The sequence below is a fragment of the Pseudomonas corrugata genome, assembly GCF_001269905.1.
Lineage (GTDB): Bacteria > Pseudomonadota > Gammaproteobacteria > Pseudomonadales > Pseudomonadaceae > Aquipseudomonas > Aquipseudomonas corrugata.
Map to the genome: position 1 here is coordinate 204,018 of NZ_LHVK01000010.1, position 16,188 is coordinate 220,205.

Below are 16,188 nucleotides of genomic sequence, written 5' to 3' on the forward strand. Positions count from 1 at the left end.
CCTCTCTCGAGGCGGTTTTTCATTGAGCCACTAACCGATCATTCGGCCAGCTTGAAGGTGATAAAGCTCGCACGCCCCTGACGCAGAACCCGCATCGAGACCGAGCGATTCTTCGGCAAGGCCTGGGCGATCTCGGTGAACTCCTTGGTGGAGCCAATAGCCTGGTTGTTCAGGTGCGTGATGATGTCACCAGGTTGCAAGCCGATCAGGGCGGCAGGACCGTCCTGCACCTCCTTGATCACCACGCCACCCTGCAGGTCCAGAGCTTTCTTCTGCTCGGCCGTCAGCTCGACCACTGCCACACCCAGGCGATTGCTGCTGCGCTCAACGCCGGACTTGGGTTGCGATTCCAGCTCGGCGCCCTCTTCAGGAATGGCACCAACCGTCAGTTCAACGTTCTTGCGCTTGCCATCGCGAATCACTTCCAGGTTGGCCTTGGCACCGGCTTTGAGGGCACCTACCAGGTGTGGCAGGTCCGCAGACATGATGATCGGCTGGTCATTGAGCTTCAGGATCACATCACCGACCTGCAGGCCACCCTTGGCAGCCGGCCCACCATCCTGGATCTGCGCCACCAGCGCACCCGCCGGTTTCTCCAGCCCGAACGACTCGGCCAGGTCCTTGTTCACTTCCTGGATGACCACACCCAGCCAGCCGCGACTGACCTTGCCTTCGGTTTTCAGCTGGTTGGACACGTCCATCGCCACATCAATCGGAATCGCGAAAGACACGCCCATGAAGCCGCCCGAACGGGTGTAGATCTGGGAGTTGATGCCCACCACCTCACCGGCCAGATTGAACAACGGACCACCGGAGTTGCCCGGATTGATCGGCACGTCGGTCTGGATGAACGGAACGTAGTTTTCGTTCGGCAGGCTGCGACCGATGGCACTGACGATGCCCTGGGTCACGGTGTGATCGAATCCGAACGGCGAGCCGATGGCCACGACCCACTGACCGGCCTTCAGATCCTGGGACTTGCCGAGCTTGAGCACCGGCAGGTCCTTCCCGTCGATTTTCAGCAACGCCACGTCGGAACGCGGGTCGGTACCGATCAGTTTGGCCTTGAGTTCACTGCGATCGGCCAGGCGCACCAGGATTTCGTCGGCATCGGCGATCACATGGTTATTGGTCAGGATGTAGCCGTCGGGCGAAATGATGAAACCCGAGCCCAGGGACTGTGCCTCACGCTGGCGACCACCGCCAGGCGAACGAGGCTGCTGCGGCATTCCGCGCTCGAAGAACTCGCGCAGCATGGGGGGCAACCCTTCCAGATCCGGCATCTGCTGGTCCGAGACGCGGCGATCCGGTAGCTTCTGGGTGGTACTGATGTTCACCACTGCAGGCGAGGCGTTTTCGACCAACTGGGTGAAGTCAGGCAAGCTGTCCGCCACGGCGGGAACGGCCTGGCCGAGCACCAGCACGGTGGCAAGGATGGAGAAATAGGTTTTCAAGCTTGGTATCGACATACAGCTCCCGTTACGACGAGCAGGGTTAAGCGATATGGAACAAGGAATACCGGTGGAAAGATACGCCGGTGTCATCGTTCCGGAAAAACAGGCAAGGACAGAGCCAAGCAGCTCTGACCTAATAGAAAAAAAACAGAAGTTTTGCAAATGAAAATGCTGACAGGAAGTTTCGGCATTCGATCAGGACCGAACGACCACGGCAGCACTTTACTGAGTCGCCGTGGCATCGGACCGCATCGAAAGCGCAATCCGTTCAGCCGTACCAATAGGGATCTCGCCGACCACGGTCACCATCATTTCACCCTGGGGTGTCGTGAGACGACGCGAGACGGCTGCCGTCGGGCCAAGCTGGGTACGCGTGTCGGTGACAGTCGCGCCGTTCAATGGCTCCAGGAACACCGAGAAACGGGCCAGGCCATCGTCGTACATCAGACTGCTGACCTGAGCGCCGGTCTCCGGGTCCTTGCGCACGGCGCTGTTGGTCAACTCGAAGCCGGGGGGGAGCCAATCCGAATGCCAGGTGGCCTTCGCCACAGCAGCCTTACCGGCGTCCCGGACGACTGCCTTGCACTCGGCACTGGCTTGCAGGTCGCTGTCCACCGGCTCGGCAATGCTCAGGCGCGTGAACTGGAAACGTTCGAGCAACTGCCCCTTGTCGTTAAGCAGCAGGGACTTGAGCGGCAGCCCAGTCTCTTTGTCCAGATGCAGCTCAAAACCGTAACGATGCTGGTCTTTGGGCGTCAGGGAAACGATGACAGCCGGTCGCCCGGCCACGCGCGACTTGCCGATGACGGCAAGGTCGTACCAATTCTTGAGTTTTTGCGGATCGAGCGCACGGGCCGTGCCCTCGGTGTTCCCAACCCCTGAGATCAGGGAGCCACTGACACACTGAGTATTTCCATCAATGCGCAGGACTTCCTGTGCCGAGCCATCCTGCTGCAGCAACCGCTCGCGCACTTTGCCATCCTGGACACGATGCCAGATGTTATGGGTAGAAAAACTACCGTTGCGCTCGTAAACGAAGGTGCCTTGGAAACTTTGCTGTAGCTCGGCCTGGCCCATACGATTCAGCCAGTCCTGAGCCTCATCGGCGTACGCTGGGAAAGCACACCAGCCACCCAGCAGCAGCGTAAATAGAGGTATGGCGCGCAAGGGTTATCCTTAACGGTTTTCCAGACTGGCTGCACGGGCGTAAGGCAATGCGCTTTCAGTCCCTTTCAGGGCAGCTTGTTGGGCATGCTGACGCAGGTAGTTGGGCAGACGCTGATCGTGCCAGCCTGGCTGACCCTGCAAGACACCGTTGACCATGGGACCGGCGGCTTCCGAGCTTTCGCTGTAACCGGCCAATACCGCTGGGCCTTTGACCAGTGGAGCGACCAGGCCTGGCTGGCTGGACTGCTGGGCCATCTGAACTCCGGCTATTTCATCCTGGTTGTACAGACGTACACCGGCCAGAACGGCGACAGTTACCGAGGCGGCCACTGCCAGACGACCCAGGCTACGCCATGGGCTACGGGAAGCTTTAGCCGGTACGGCTTCGTCAGCCAATGCAGCAGAAACGGCCGCAGCGATGTCCAGGCGCGGAAGCAGCAGGTCCTTGTGCATGACAGCCCGGGCGATCTGGTAACGAGCCCAGGTCTCACGGGTTTCAACATCGTCAAAGGCATTCAATACCCGACGTAACTCCAGTTCGTCCGCTTCGTTATCCATCACTGCGGACAGCGATTCCTGCAGGGCTTCACGACTCATGGCGTTCCTCTCTTGGCTGTCGCCGCTGTCTTTAGTTTTCCTGCAACAACGGTTGCAGGGCTTTATCGATGGCCTCCCGAGCGCGGAAGATCCGGGAGCGCACGGTGCCTACCGGACATTGCATGACGCTCGCAATGTCCTCGTAACTCAGACCGTCGAATTCACGTAAAGTTAATGCCGTACGCAAATCTTCAGGCAGTTGCTGGATGGTCCGATGGACGGTGCCCTCGATCTCATCCCGCAGCAACGCTCGCTCCGGGGATTCGAGATCCTTGAGGCCATGATCGCCATCGTAGAACTCTGCATCTTCGGAACTTACATCACTATCCGGCGGCCGACGGCCGCGTGAAACCAGATAGTTTTTCGCCGTGTTAATGGCGATGCGGTAAAGCCACGTATAAAACGCGCTGTCCCCGCGAAAATTACCAAGTGCGCGGTAGGCCTTGATGAAGGCTTCCTGGGCGACATCCTGGGCTTCATGGGTGTCGTGCACAAACCGCACGATCAACCCGAGAATTTTGTGCTGGTATTTCAGCACTAACAGATCGAAAGCTCGCTTGTCGCCGCGCTGAACACGTTCGACCAGCTGCTGATCCTCTTCCTGGGTTAGCATGAACACTCCTCGATAAGCTCGAAGGAGGCTTGCATGGCTAATTGACCGGACTTGCAAACATAGACTCGGGCTTTTCGCAAAAGTTCTCCCCCTTCAAGCAAGTTTCCGGCGCGCTCTGATCCCGGCACGCACGAAAAACGCAGCGCGAGATTCCCCGGCTGCGCGAATAATCTGTCGCCGGGCCTGTCGGCAAGGACTCGTATCGATATCCTGCACCAACCCGACGCTGCTCCCTTTTGCAGACAACCGTCTATTGAACGTAGGCGCTCGGCAAAAGTTCCCGCTATTTACAGTCATTGTTCAAAGCAGACATTGAGCAACCATGATGTGATCGGCCGCGTTTTTCCTCGAAAAAGCGGCCTTGTCTTCCGTCCGCGAGAAAAGCGATCCGACGAAGCGCTTCGCTTTTCTGTCACGCTGGTCTCACATTGCCATGAATGCCCGGCTATTGTGCCGTTCCACCCCTCTATATACTAGTGGGCTGCGTGGCTGCCTGACTCCGCTGAAGCGGATGCCTTGCGCCAACCCCGACCCGGGTCGCCTTGAGCGGAAACCTATCGAATGAGCCTACAGTTCCAACATGATGTTCTGGTAATCGGCAGCGGTGCCGCCGGATTGAGCCTTGCACTGACGTTGCCGGAGCACCTGCGCATTGCAGTGCTGAGCAAAGGCGACCTGGCCAACGGTTCGACGTTCTGGGCACAGGGCGGCGTCGCGGCCGTGCTGGATGACACCGACACCATCGAGTCCCATGTCGACGATACCCTCAACGCCGGTGGCGGCCTGTGCAATCCTGACGCGGTGCGCTTCACTGTCGAGCATAGCCGCGAAGCCATCCAGTGGCTGATCGACCAGGGCGTACCTTTTACCCGCGACGAGCAGTCCGGCACTGAAGACGGCGGATTTGAATTCCACCTGACCCGGGAAGGCGGCCATAGCCATCGGCGCATCATCCATGCGGCCGATGCCACCGGCGCAGCGATTTTCAAGACGCTGCTGGCCCAGGCCCAGCGGCGACCGAATATCGAGCTGCTGGAACAGCGAGTCGCGGTCGACCTGATCACCGAAAAACGCCTGGGCCTGGCCGGCGATCGTTGCCTGGGCGCCTACGTGCTTAATCGCGGCACCGGCGAAGTCGACACCTACGGCGCACGCTTCGTGATCCTGGCGTCCGGTGGCGCAGCCAAAGTCTACCTGTACACCAGCAACCCCGACGGCGCCTGCGGCGACGGTATCGCCATGGCGTGGCGCTCGGGATGCCGGGTAGCGAACCTGGAATTCAATCAATTCCACCCCACCTGCCTCTATCATCCGCTGGCGAAGAGTTTCCTGGTCACCGAGGCCCTGCGCGGCGAAGGTGCGCACTTGAAGCTGCCCAATGGCGAGCGCTTCATGCAGCGCTTCGACGCGCGCGCCGAGCTGGCACCGCGGGACATCGTCGCCCGGGCCATCGATCATGAAATGAAGCGCCTGGGTATCGACTGTGTTTACCTGGATATAAGCCATAAACCCGAGGCGTTCATCAAAAGCCATTTCCCGACGGTGTACGAGCGCTGCCTGGAATTCTCCATCGATATCACCAAACAGCCGATCCCGGTGGTACCGGCAGCGCATTACACCTGCGGCGGCGTGATGGTCGACCAGCAGGGCCGCACCGACGTTCCGGGCTTGTACGCCATTGGCGAAACCAGCTTCACGGGTCTTCATGGTGCCAACCGCATGGCCAGCAACTCACTGCTCGAGTGCTTTGTCTATGCCCGCTCGGCCGCGGCGGACATTCTCGAACAGTTGCCACAGATTGCTATCCCGGCCGCCCTGCCCTCGTGGGACGCCAGCCAGGTCACCGACTCGGACGAAGATGTGATCATCGCCCACAACTGGGATGAACTGCGGCGATTCATGTGGGACTACGTGGGTATCGTGCGTACCAACAAGCGCCTGCAAAGGGCCCAGCATCGGGTGCGCCTGCTGCTGGATGAGATCGACGAGTTCTACAGCAATTATAAAGTGAGCAGAGACTTGATCGAATTGCGCAACCTGGCCCAGGTTGCCGAGCTGATGATTCGCTCAGCCATGGAGCGCAAGGAAAGCCGAGGGCTGCATTACACCCTCGATTATCCGAATCTGCTGCCCGAGGCACTGGACACTATTCTGGTGCCGCCCACCTACGCCGACTGAACCTGAGCCGCACCCGCAGGCGCCGATGAAGATCGGGCGCCAGCGCGTCGCGGGGCACGCACAACGAGCGGATCCGCCGCTCGCCCTTCAAGCGAAAGCGCAATATCACGATCAGTGGCAGTGCCAGGCTGTCGGGGCGCAACTGCACCGCCTGCCAGCCACTGGCCTTGCTCCAGAGCTGCCAGCCATTGACATCCCGACGCAACCCGCGGAATGCCTGGCGATGAGTCAGCAACACGTGGCGCGGTATCGTCCAGGCACCGTGGGCCAGGCACAGCATAACGCCAAGCCCTGTGAACCCTGGCGAGACAGACATCAGGAGCAACGAGCCCAGTGCGAAGAGCTGGGCCAGGCCATAGGCCGCCAGCAGTTGCCCGGAGGCCTGCCAGCGGCATTCGAAGCGATTACTTCGGTTGGACACGGTCCAGGATCATCCGGACCATGCGCTGCAGTTCCGGATCTTCGGATTCGCTGCGCTCCATGAACCAGCCGAACATGTCCTGGTCTTCACATTCGAGCAGGCGGACATAGCAGGCACGGTCCACTTCATTAAGGTGGGGGTAGACCTCTTTCACGAAAGGCACCAGCAAGACATCCAGCTCAAGCATGCCGCGGCGGCTGTGCCAGTAGAGGCGATTCAGTTCTACATCTTCGACCATGGAGCGCTCCTCAAATAGAGCGCAAGTATACAGGCACCGCCGCGGTGAAACAGACGGCTTTGGTCAGTCACCACCGATCCTTTGTGAACTACCCATTTCAAGGGCGCGCCCTTATGATGTCCACCAGACTTTTTACCCTGCGATGACTCATGGCTGATTCCGCTTTTTTCTGCACCCTGTCCCACGAAGGCGTTCTTGCGGTCCGCGGCGTGGACGCCGGCAAATTCCTGCAGGGCCAATTGACCTGCAACCTCAACTACCTGAGCGACAGCCGGGCCAGCCTCGGTGCCCGCTGCACCCAGAAGGGCCGGATGCAGTCGAGCTTTCGAATCCTGCTCGAAGGCGACGGTGTACTGATGGCAATGGCTACCGGATTGCTCGAGCCGCAATTGGCGGACCTGAAGAAATACGCCGTATTTTCCAAATCCAGGCTCACCGACGAAAGCACAGCCTGGGTTCGCTTCGGCCTGGAGAACGCCGACACGACACTGGACCAACTGGGCCTGGCACTGCCGGAAGATATTGATAGCGTGGCCCGCCACGAATCCATGATTGCCATCCGTGTGTCCCCTGGCCGAGTCGAACTGTGGGCTCCTGCCGAACAGGCCGACGCACTGAAAACCCGTCTGCTCGCCACCTTGACCGAGACAGACCTGAACTCGTGGCTGCTGGGCCAGATCCGCGCAGGCATCGGCCAGGTCATGCCTGCCACACGCGAGCTTTTTATTCCGCAGATGCTCAACCTGCAGGCCGTCGGCGGCGTGAGTTTCAAGAAAGGCTGCTACACCGGCCAGGAAATCGTTGCCCGCATGCAGTACCTGGGCAAGCTCAAGCGACGCCTGTATCGCCTGCAACTGGACGCCGGCGAACTGCCGGAACCCGGCACGGCCCTGTTCTCCCCCGCCCACGGGAGCGCCGTCGGTGAGGTGGTGATCGCCGCACACACCGAGCAAAACATTGAACTGCTGGCGGTGTTGCAGGCCGAAGCAGCAGATGAGGGCAGTGTGCACCTCGGTAGCCTGGAAGGCCCGATACTGAAATTGCTGGACCTGCCTTACGAACTGGACCGCGACCGCGAAATCCAGCGCTGATCGCAGCATTTGTGGCAATACCTAGAGAATCGAAATGAGCGATTTGGCGGATAAGGTCCAACGGGACTTGGTAGAGGCCATCGATAACGATGACCTGGTTCTGCCGACATTGCCGGAAGTGGCCCTGCAGATTCGCCGGGCCGCCGAAGACCCGGAAATCAGCGTCAGCAACCTGAGCAAGGTGATCGGCCGCGACACGGCGCTTTCGGCGCGCCTGATAAAAGTGGTCAACAGCCCATTGCTGCGTGCCACCCAGGAAGTCACCGACCTGCACACAGCCATCACCCGACTGGGCGTCAACTACAGCAGTAACCTGGCCATCGGCTTGGTCATGGAGCAGATTTTCCACGCGCGCTCCGAGGTGGTAGAACAAAAGATGCGCGATGTCTGGCGTAGAAGCCTGGAGATCGCCGGCGTCAGCTATGCGTTGTGCCGGACCTATACGCAGCTCAAGCCCGACCAGGCAGCGCTGGGAGGGTTGGTGCACCAGATCGGCGTACTGCCGATCCTGACCTACGCCGAAGACCATAATGAGCTGCTGTCAGACCCGGTCAGCCTCAACCATGTCATCGAAACGATTCACCCTGTGCTGGGGGACAAGCTGCTCAGCGTCTGGGAGTTTCCGGAGAGGTTGGTGAAATTGCCAGGGCTTTACCTGGATTTCGCCAGGGAATCCCGGCAACTTGACTACGTAGACCTGGTGCAGGTCGCTGCGCTGTACTGCTACAAGGACACCGATCATCCCCTTGGCCGAATCGACGTATTCAAGGTGCCATCATTCCAGAAACTGGGCATCGACCCGAGCGACAAGGAACGATGCGCGAATCTGGAAGAAGCGCGGTCGATGTTTTACTAGACCAGGAGGATCACCTGTGGCGAGGGGATTTATCCCCGCTGGGCTGCGAAGCGGCCCTCCGCGTTTTGTCTGATACAACGCAGGGGGGCCGCTTCGCGCCCCAGCGGGGATAAATCCCCTCGCCACAGCCGGGTTCGCTTCAGGATCAGTCTGAGCCAGGGATAAAACTCACCCGCACCTTCAACCCACCCTCTACCCCGTCATGCAGGCTTATCTGGGCCAGATGGGCGCGGCAGATTTCTCCGACGATGGCCAGGCCCAGGCCAGAACCGGCGACCTGCTGGTTGCGCCGGTAGAAACGCTCGAAGACACGGTCGCGCTCGTGCAGTGGAATGCCGGGACCATCGTCCTCCACCTCCAGCACCGCCGGCGCGGCGACCCGTAGAATCACGTTGCCGCCCGAAGGTGTATGGGCCAGGGCATTGTCCACCAGATTGCTCAACAACTCGTTCAACAGCGTTGGTTCACCGCGCAGCCACACCGGCTCGTCGGCTTCCAAGGCCAATGCCACGCCCCGCGCATGAGCCAGCGGCGCCATGGCCATGCCCAGCTCGCGGGCCAACTGGCTGAGATCCAGCAACTGCGCGCCCCCTTCGGCAATGGCCCGCGCACCGTTTTCCACCCGCGCCATGGACAACAATTGGTTGGCCAGATGCGTCAACCTATCAGTGCCCTGGGCTGCGGTTTCCAGGGTCTCCCGCCAGATCGCCGGTTCGCTGGCGCGCAGCCCAAGTTCCAGCCGCGCCTTGAGCGCAGCCAGGGGCGTGCGCAGTTCATGGGCGGCGTCGGCGATAAATTGCGCCTGACGCTCGAACTGCCCGCGCAAACGCTCGGTAAAGTGGTTGAGGGCCCGCACCAGAGGCCACAACTCGTGCTGCACTTCCACCAGTGGCAATGGTCGTAGATCGTCCGACTGGCGCTCTTCCACCGCCGTACGCAAGCGCTCCAGCGGACGCAACGCCGCGCTGACCGCGAACCACACCAACAACAGGGCGCCCACCGCCAGCATGCCCAGACGCAGCAGCGTGTCGGCCATCAGGCCGCGGGCCATGCTGATGCGCGCCTCTTCGGTTTCCGCCACACGGATTTCCGCCATGCCGTTCATGTTCGGCTCGCTCACGGCCTTGAGCAGACTGACTACCCGCACATCCTGGCCCTTATAACGGGCGTTGTAAAAGCGCGCCAGCGCCGGGTAATCGTCCGTGCGCGGGGTGCCGGGCGGTGGGCCGGGAAGGTTTTCGTAGCCGGAGATCAGCTTCTTGTTGATGTCATTGACCTGATAATAGATGCGCCCGGCGCTGTCGTAGGCAAAGGTGTCCAGGGCTACGTAGGGCACATCCGCGCTCAGACTGCCGTCGCGTTGTGACAAGCCTGCGGCGATGGTTCGGGCCGAGGCCAGCAAGGTCCGGTCATAGGCGGTATCCGCCGCTGCACGACCGTTCCAATAGGCGCTCAGGCCGCTGGCCAGCATCAACACCACCAGCAACAGCGCCAGGTTGCGCAGGAGTCGCCAGCGCAGGCTGTCGGGTTTATGCATCGCGGGTTTCCAGCAGATAACCCAGGCCCCTGAACGTCACGATCGCCACGGCATGCCCGTCGAGTTTCTTGCGCAGGCGGTGAACGTATATTTCGATCGCATCAGGACTGGCTTCCTCGTCCAGACCGAACACTTGGGCGGCAAGCTGCTCCTTGCTCATTACCCGCCCCGGCCGTGCGATCAACGCCTCCAGCACGGCTTGCTCGCGGGACGTCAGGGCCAACAGTTCATCGTCCAGGGTAAAGCGACGGGTATCCAGATCATAGATCAGACCGCCACAGCGCTGCTGGCGTTCGCCGCCCAGTACGCTACGCCGTAACAGCGCCTTGACCCGAGCCTCAAGCTCAGTGAGTTCGAAAGGTTTGGCCAGGTAATCGTCGGCACCGAGGTTGAGGCCATGCACCCGGTCCTTGACGTCGCTGCGAGCCGTCAGCATCAACACCGGCAGGGTTTTCCCCCGGGCCCGCAAGCGCGCCAGCACTTCAAAGCCGTCCATGCGCGGCAACCCGACGTCGAGTACCGCAACCGCGTATTCCTCACTGCTCAGTGCCAGATCGGCGGCAACCCCGTCATGCAGCACGTCCACGGTCAAACCGGTGCTCTTGAGCGCCTGGGCAACGCTTTCGGCAAGCTGCAAATGGTCTTCGACGAGCAGAACACGCATGGTTTTTCCTCGATTCAGGAATGGTCGACGCCATTCACTGGCGCGAAGTTTACAGCCGCATCCGCTGCTGTGAAGCCAAAAAACATCCTGAAAGCTTTTGAAAGGTTAGCGAAAGGTTGGGCTATTAGAGTCCTGTTACGGACAGTCTCGACTGCCGATCGCCTTACACAATCGCGAACGAGAAACGCCCCGATGCGTTTTCACATAAGAACAATAAAGCGGAGTATCCCCATGCTGTCCATGCAGCCCCAGGCGCCTATGCCTGCTCGCTTTTCCCGCCCCAACCCACCCCCTCGTGGCCAGTGCCGCCAGCGAATACCCGGACATGTACCGGTGGGTCAGCTATAGATTCAAGTTCCTGTTATGGACCTGTTGCCTGATCCAAAGGGTTCGGCAGCGCAAAGACTGCAACACACAACAACAACTCCTGTGGAGACGAGAATGAACCTATCACTGCGTAAAGTAGCCCTGGCCGTCGGATGCCTGATGTTCGCCGGACAATTGCTCGCCGAACCGAAACGCCCGGAGTGCATCGCCCCCGCAGCGCCCGGCGGTGGTTTTGACCTGACCTGCAAGCTGGCGCAAAGCGCGCTGGTAAACCAGAAACTGTTGACCAAACCGATGCGTGTCACCTACATGCCTGGCGGTGTCGGCGCGGTAGCCTATAACGCCGTGGTCGCGCAACGCCCGGCGGACGCCGGCACGTTGGTGGCCTGGTCCAGTGGTTCACTGCTGAACCTGGCACAGGGCAAGTTCGGTCGTTTCGACGAAACCAATGTGCGCTGGCTGGCAGCCGTGGGCACCAGCTACGGCGCCATTGCGGTGAAAAGCGATTCGCCCTACAAGAACCTCGACGATCTGGTACAGGCCTTGAAGAAAGATCCTGGATCCGTCGTCATCGGTTCCGGCGGCACTGTCGGCAGCCAGGACTGGATGCAAACCGCACTGGTCGCCAAGGCCGCCGGTATCGACCCACGCAAACTGCGCTACGTGGCGCTCGAAGGCGGCGGTGAAATCGCCACCGCCCTGCTTGGCGGTCACATCCAGGTGGGCAGTACGGACATTTCCGACTCCATGCCCCACATCATGAGCGGTGACATGCGCCTGCTGGCAGTGTTCTCCGAGAAGCGCCTGGACGAGCCTGAAATGAAAGACATTCCCACCGCTCGCGAGCAAGGCTACGACATTTTGTGGCCGGTGGTGCGCGGCTTCTACCTCGGGCCGAAGGTGAGTGACGAGGACTACGCCTGGTGGAAAGACGCGTTCGACAAGCTGCTGGCTTCCGAAGAGTTTGCCAAGTTGCGTGACCAGCGCGAACTGTTCCCGTTCGCCATGACCGGCCCGGAACTGGACACCTACGTGAAGAAGCAAGTGGCCGATTACAAGGTGCTGGCCAAAGAGTTCGGCCTGATCCAGTAACCGTCTCTGTTCTCGCGGCGGCGCCGGCTCCCCCGGCGCTGCCCAGGAGTTAGTCATGCTCACCCTCCAACGTATTTTTGCCGCGGTGCTGTTGCTGGTCTGTATTGGCCTCGCGCTGATGGCCTGGCCGTACCAGGCCGCTTTTTCCTACGAACCAGTCGGCCCTCGTGCCTTTCCCTTGCTGATGCTGGGACTGATGGGCCTGGCACTGCTGTACATGGTGTTCCGTCCTGTTCCCATCGTGCACAGCGAAGACGAACCGCAACTGGACCGTGAAACCCTGCAAAAGATCGGCATCTGCGTGGTGCTGTTACTGGTATTCGCCGGAACCTTCGAGCCCTTGGGCTTCATCCTCTCCAGCATCCTGATCGGGGTGCCGATGGCTCGCCTGTATGGCGGCCGCTGGGTGCCGAGCGTGGTGATCATCAGCCTGATGGCCATCGGTCTTTATCTGTTGTTCGACAAGCTGATGGACGTGCCGCTGCCCCTGGGCCTGCTCGACGTCCTGGAGAATTGATATGGATACCCTGAATTATCTCGGCCAGGGTTTCGGTGTCGCACTGACGCCTTACAACCTCGTCACCGCGCTGACCGGCACTCTGATCGGCACCGTGGTCGGCCTGCTGCCCGGCCTGGGCCCGATCAACGGCGTGGCGCTGCTGATCCCGATTGCGTTTGCCCTGGGCCTGCCGCCGGAATCGGCACTGATCCTGCTGGCGGCGGTGTACCTGGGTTGCGAATATGGCGGGCGCATCAGCTCGATCCTGCTCAACATCCCCGGAGAAGCCTCCACCGTGATGACGACCCTCGATGGCTATCCGATGGCCCGCCAGGGCCTGGCCGGTGTGGCGTTGTCGCTGTCGGCGTGGAGTTCGTTCATCGGTGCATTCATTGCCACATGCGGCATGGTGCTGTTCGCCCCGCTGCTGGCCAAATGGGCGATTGCCTTTGGACCGGCGGAATATTTCGTCCTGATGGTGTTCGCCATCGTCTGCCTCGGCGGCATGGCGGGCGACCGACCGCTCAAGACGTTCATCGCGGCGTTGATCGGTCTGTTCCTGTCTTCTGTCGGAATCGACGCCAACAGCGGCGTGTACCGCTTCACCGGTGACAGCGTCCACCTGGCCGACGGCATCCAGTTCGTCGTGCTGGTATTGGGTCTGTTCTCTATCAGCGAAATCCTGCTGATGCTGGAAAAAACCCATCACGGCCAGGAGGCGGTGAAAGCCACCGGACGGATGATGTTCAACTTCAAGGAAGCCTCGTCGGTGTTCGTCGTGAACCTGCGTTGCGGCGTGCTTGGTTTCATCATGGGCGTGCTGCCAGGCGCCGGTGCAACGCTGGCCAGTGCCGTGGCCTACATGACTGAAAAACGCATCGCCGGCACCAGCGGCACCTTCGGCCAGGGCGACAAGCGCGGCCTCGCTGCCCCGGAAACCGCCATCGGCGGCGCAGCCTGCGGTGCGCTGGTGCCGATGCTGACGCTCGGCGTTCCCGGCTCGGGCACCACGGCGGTGATGATCGGCGCGCTGTCGCTGTACAACATCACTCCGGGCCCACTGTTGTTCCAGCAACAGCCGGACATCGTCTGGGGTCTGATCGCGTCGTTGTTCGTTGCCAACATTATGCTGGTGGTCCTCAACATCCCGATGATCCGCGTGTTCACCCGCATCCTGGCAGTGCCTAACTGGGCACTGGTGCCGGTCATCGCCATCATCACCGGCATCGGTGTCTACGCGGTTCACGCCACCACGTTCGACCTGTTCCTGATGATCGGCATCGGCATCTTCGGCTACATCCTGCGCAAGCTGGACTTCCCCCTGTCGCCTGTGCTGCTGGGCTTCATCCTCGGCGGTCTGATGGAGCAAAACCTGCGGCGTGCGCTGTCGATTTCCAACGGTGCATTGGAAATCCTCTGGTCGAGCCCGATCACTCTCGGCTGCTGGATCCTGACGGCGATCATGCTGTTAATGCCACTGCTGCGGATCTGGCGTCGCCGCAGCGCCCAACGACGCGCCGTGGCCGATGCCTGAAGCGACCTTCAGACAATGGTGGGGAACACCGCTGGTCGGCTTGGCCGGCGGTTACCTGGCCAGCCTGATCGGCTGGCCTTTGCCCTGGATGGTCGGCTCGTTGCTGGCGATCATCCTGGTGCGCTGCCTGACTCCGTGGCAGTTGATGGAAATCCCCGGGGGCCGTAAATGCGGCCAATGGGTAGTGGGCATCGGTATTGGCCTGCATTTCACCCCGGTGGTGATGGAACAGGTCCTGAACCACTTTGGCCTGATCTTCTTCGGCGCACTGATCACCAGCGTGTCCAGCGTGGTGAGTGTGTGGCTGATGCGCCGCACCGGCGAAGACCGCGCCACGGCTTTTTTCTCCAGCATGCCGGGCGGTTCCGGCGAAATGGTCAATCTTGGCTCGCGCAATGGTGCGGACCTGAGCCGCGTCGCCGCGGGCCAGAGCTTGCGAGTCCTGGTGGTGGTGCTGTGCGTGCCTGCTGCCTTCAAATACCTGTTGGGCGAAGGCGCACCGGTGCAGCACGCCACCACCGTGGATTGGCTGTGGCTGGCGCTGTTGCTCCCGGCGGGCGCCCTGCTCGCCTGGATCTGGGAACGCCTGCGTCAACCCAACCCATGGCTGTTCGGGCCGCTGCTGGTGAGTGCGGCGGTCAGTATCGGCTGGGACCTGCACATCGGCCTGCCCAATGGCGGCAGCCAGATTGGCCAGTGGCTGATCGGCAGCGGCCTGGGTTGTCATTTCAACCGGCAGTTCTTTCGACGAGCTCCGTCATTCATGGGGCGTACCCTGATTGGCACGGTGTTGACGATGCTGATCGCCACCCTGGCGGCCCTGGGCCTGAGCACCCTGACCCGCCTGGACCTGCGCTCACTGACCCTCGGCATGATGCCCGGCGGCATCGCGGAAATGAGCCTGACGGCAGAGACGCTGCAATTGTCGGTGCCGCTGGTGACGGCATTGCAGGTGATGCGGCTGCTGTTCGTGCTGTTTCTGGCGGAGCCGTTGTTCAGGTATTGGATGCGACGACCGGGTCCCGACTGATCATTCGTGTCGCCCTTTTCGCGAGCAGGCTCGCACATTGATCTGTGCCAGCGCCGCACATCCTCTGTGGGAGCGAGCCTGCTCGCGATGAGGCCCGCACTGTCGAACACTTAAACTGGCGGCAACCGCCAATCGATCGGCGTCTCGCCGTGCTGTTCGAGAAACTTGTTCGTCCGGCCAAAATGCCCGCATCCCAGGAAACCACGATAAGCCGACAACGGGGACGGGTGGACTGAGGTCAGCACCAGGTGCTTGGTGGCGTCGATCAGTTTCTGCTTGCTCTGGGCATGGGCGCCCCATAGCAGGAACACCAGATGCGGCTGATGCGCACTGACCACTTCGATGACCCGGTCGGTAAAATGTTGCCAGCCCTTGCCCGCATGGGCGTTGGCATTGGCGCGTTCCACGGTCATGGTGGTATTGAGCAGCAGCACGCCCTGGTCGGCCCAGCTTTGCAGGTAGCCATGGTTGGGGATGTCGATGTTCAGGTCGCGCTTCAGCTCCTTGAAGATATTCACGAGTGATGGTGGCGCCGGTACGCCCGGCTGCACCGAAAAACACAGGCCGTGGGCCTGGCCCGGACCGTGATACGGGTCTTGCCCCAGGATCACGACCTTGACCTTGTCCAGAGGCGTGGAATTGAGGGCATTGAAAATCAACGAAGCCGGCGGATAGATCTCCTTGCCGGCGGCGTACTCCTGGCGCAGGAACTCGCGCAACTCTGCCATGTAGGGCTGGTCGAACTCGGCACGTAGCGCCTGCTTCCAGCTCGGTTCGAGTTTGATACGTTCGTCAGCAGTCATGATTGCACCCGGTAAAAACAATGGGCGCACCCTAGGAAAGCCTACATGGCTTGTCAATTGATCTGACGCAGAACCGGCACTTTCCCA

Annotated in this window: 16 protein-coding genes; 7 read left to right on the forward strand and 9 right to left on the reverse strand. The window is 60.9% G+C overall.

What is annotated here, in order from left to right; genetic code table 11:
• Nucleotides 1–38 precede the first annotated feature (38 nt).
• The 4 genes from AD665_RS17500 to rpoE form a co-directional block, all read right to left on the reverse strand.
• On the reverse strand, nt 39–1,469 hold the full coding sequence (locus tag AD665_RS17500) for a DegQ family serine endoprotease (protein ID WP_024781286.1): 1,431 nt from the start codon (nt 1,467–1,469) through the stop codon (nt 39–41).
• Nucleotides 1,470–1,676: 207 nt separating this feature from the next.
• Entirely contained in the window at nt 1,677–2,621 is a 945-nt protein-coding gene (locus AD665_RS17505; protein WP_024781287.1) for a MucB/RseB C-terminal domain-containing protein, read from the reverse strand.
• A 9-nt stretch (nt 2,622–2,630) separates the two neighbouring features.
• On the reverse strand, nt 2,631–3,218 hold the full coding sequence (locus AD665_RS17510) for a sigma-E factor negative regulatory protein (RefSeq protein WP_024781288.1): 588 nt from the start codon (nt 3,216–3,218) through the stop codon (nt 2,631–2,633).
• Nucleotides 3,219–3,249: 31 nt separating this feature from the next.
• The gene (gene rpoE / locus AD665_RS17515; protein WP_003172477.1) at nt 3,250–3,831 is read right to left on the reverse strand and encodes an RNA polymerase sigma factor RpoE/AlgU; all 582 of its coding nucleotides are present in this window, start codon (nt 3,829–3,831) and stop codon (nt 3,250–3,252) included.
• Between the two features lie 561 nt (nt 3,832–4,392).
• Here rpoE and nadB point away from each other — a divergent pair.
• Nucleotides 4,393–6,009, forward strand: coding sequence for an L-aspartate oxidase (nadB, locus tag AD665_RS17520; RefSeq protein ID WP_024781289.1), 1,617 nt, complete (start codon nt 4,393–4,395; stop codon nt 6,007–6,009).
• Here the strand turns inward: nadB and AD665_RS17525 are convergent.
• Both AD665_RS17525 and AD665_RS17530 read right to left on the reverse strand, forming a co-directional pair.
• The gene (locus tag AD665_RS17525) at nt 5,978–6,430 is read right to left on the reverse strand and encodes a protein YgfX (protein ID WP_053192974.1); all 453 of its coding nucleotides are present in this window, start codon (nt 6,428–6,430) and stop codon (nt 5,978–5,980) included. The genes nadB and AD665_RS17525 overlap by 32 nt on opposite strands.
• Nucleotides 6,414–6,668: an FAD assembly factor SdhE gene (locus AD665_RS17530; RefSeq protein WP_003184348.1), complete on the reverse strand. Its 255-nt coding sequence runs from the start codon at nt 6,666–6,668 to the stop codon at nt 6,414–6,416. The genes AD665_RS17525 and AD665_RS17530 overlap by 17 nt, the downstream gene beginning before the upstream one ends.
• Before the next feature lie 149 nt (nt 6,669–6,817).
• Here AD665_RS17530 and ygfZ point away from each other — a divergent pair, with 149 nt between their 5' ends.
• Together ygfZ and AD665_RS17540 are read left to right on the forward strand one after the other, a co-directional pair.
• Nucleotides 6,818–7,759 (forward strand): CAF17-like 4Fe-4S cluster assembly/insertion protein YgfZ, encoded by a 942-nt coding sequence (gene ygfZ / locus AD665_RS17535; RefSeq protein ID WP_024781291.1) that lies wholly within the window; start codon nt 6,818–6,820, stop codon nt 7,757–7,759.
• 34 nt (nt 7,760–7,793) lie between these two features.
• Nucleotides 7,794–8,615 carry an HDOD domain-containing protein gene (locus tag AD665_RS17540; RefSeq protein ID WP_024781292.1) on the forward strand — a complete coding sequence of 274 codons (822 nt, stop codon included), beginning with the start codon at nt 7,794–7,796 and terminating at the stop codon, nt 8,613–8,615.
• A 145-nt stretch (nt 8,616–8,760) separates the two neighbouring features.
• On the opposite strand, the gene AD665_RS17545 is transcribed toward AD665_RS17540, so the two are convergent.
• A complete protein-coding gene (locus AD665_RS17545; protein ID WP_024781293.1) occupies nt 8,761–10,152 on the reverse strand; it encodes a sensor histidine kinase in 1,392 nt (463 codons plus the stop codon).
• Nucleotides 10,145–10,816, reverse strand: coding sequence for a response regulator (locus AD665_RS17550; protein ID WP_024781294.1), 672 nt, complete (start codon nt 10,814–10,816; stop codon nt 10,145–10,147). Before AD665_RS17550 ends, AD665_RS17545 begins: the two co-directional genes overlap by 8 nt.
• Nucleotides 10,817–11,257: 441 nt before the next feature.
• Between AD665_RS17550 and AD665_RS17555 the strand changes: the two genes are divergently transcribed.
• From AD665_RS17555 to AD665_RS17570, 4 genes are read left to right on the forward strand one after another with little or no spacing between them, the layout of a single operon-like run.
• A complete protein-coding gene (locus AD665_RS17555; RefSeq protein ID WP_024781295.1) occupies nt 11,258–12,235 on the forward strand; it encodes a Bug family tripartite tricarboxylate transporter substrate binding protein in 978 nt (325 codons plus the stop codon).
• 55 nt (nt 12,236–12,290) lie between these two features.
• Nucleotides 12,291–12,752: a tripartite tricarboxylate transporter TctB family protein gene (locus AD665_RS17560; RefSeq protein WP_024781296.1), complete on the forward strand. Its 462-nt coding sequence runs from the start codon at nt 12,291–12,293 to the stop codon at nt 12,750–12,752.
• Nucleotide 12,753: 1 nt separating this feature from the next.
• Entirely contained in the window at nt 12,754–14,268 is a 1,515-nt protein-coding gene (locus tag AD665_RS17565; protein WP_024781297.1) for a tripartite tricarboxylate transporter permease, read from the forward strand.
• Nucleotides 14,261–15,298, forward strand: coding sequence for an AbrB family transcriptional regulator (locus AD665_RS17570; protein ID WP_053192975.1), 1,038 nt, complete (start codon nt 14,261–14,263; stop codon nt 15,296–15,298). Before AD665_RS17565 ends, AD665_RS17570 begins: the two co-directional genes overlap by 8 nt.
• 110 nt (nt 15,299–15,408) lie before the next feature.
• Here the strand turns inward: AD665_RS17570 and ung are convergent, their stop codons facing one another.
• The gene (gene ung / locus AD665_RS17575; protein ID WP_024781299.1) at nt 15,409–16,101 is read right to left on the reverse strand and encodes a uracil-DNA glycosylase; all 693 of its coding nucleotides are present in this window, start codon (nt 16,099–16,101) and stop codon (nt 15,409–15,411) included.
• Between the last annotated feature and the right edge of the window lie 87 nt (nt 16,102–16,188).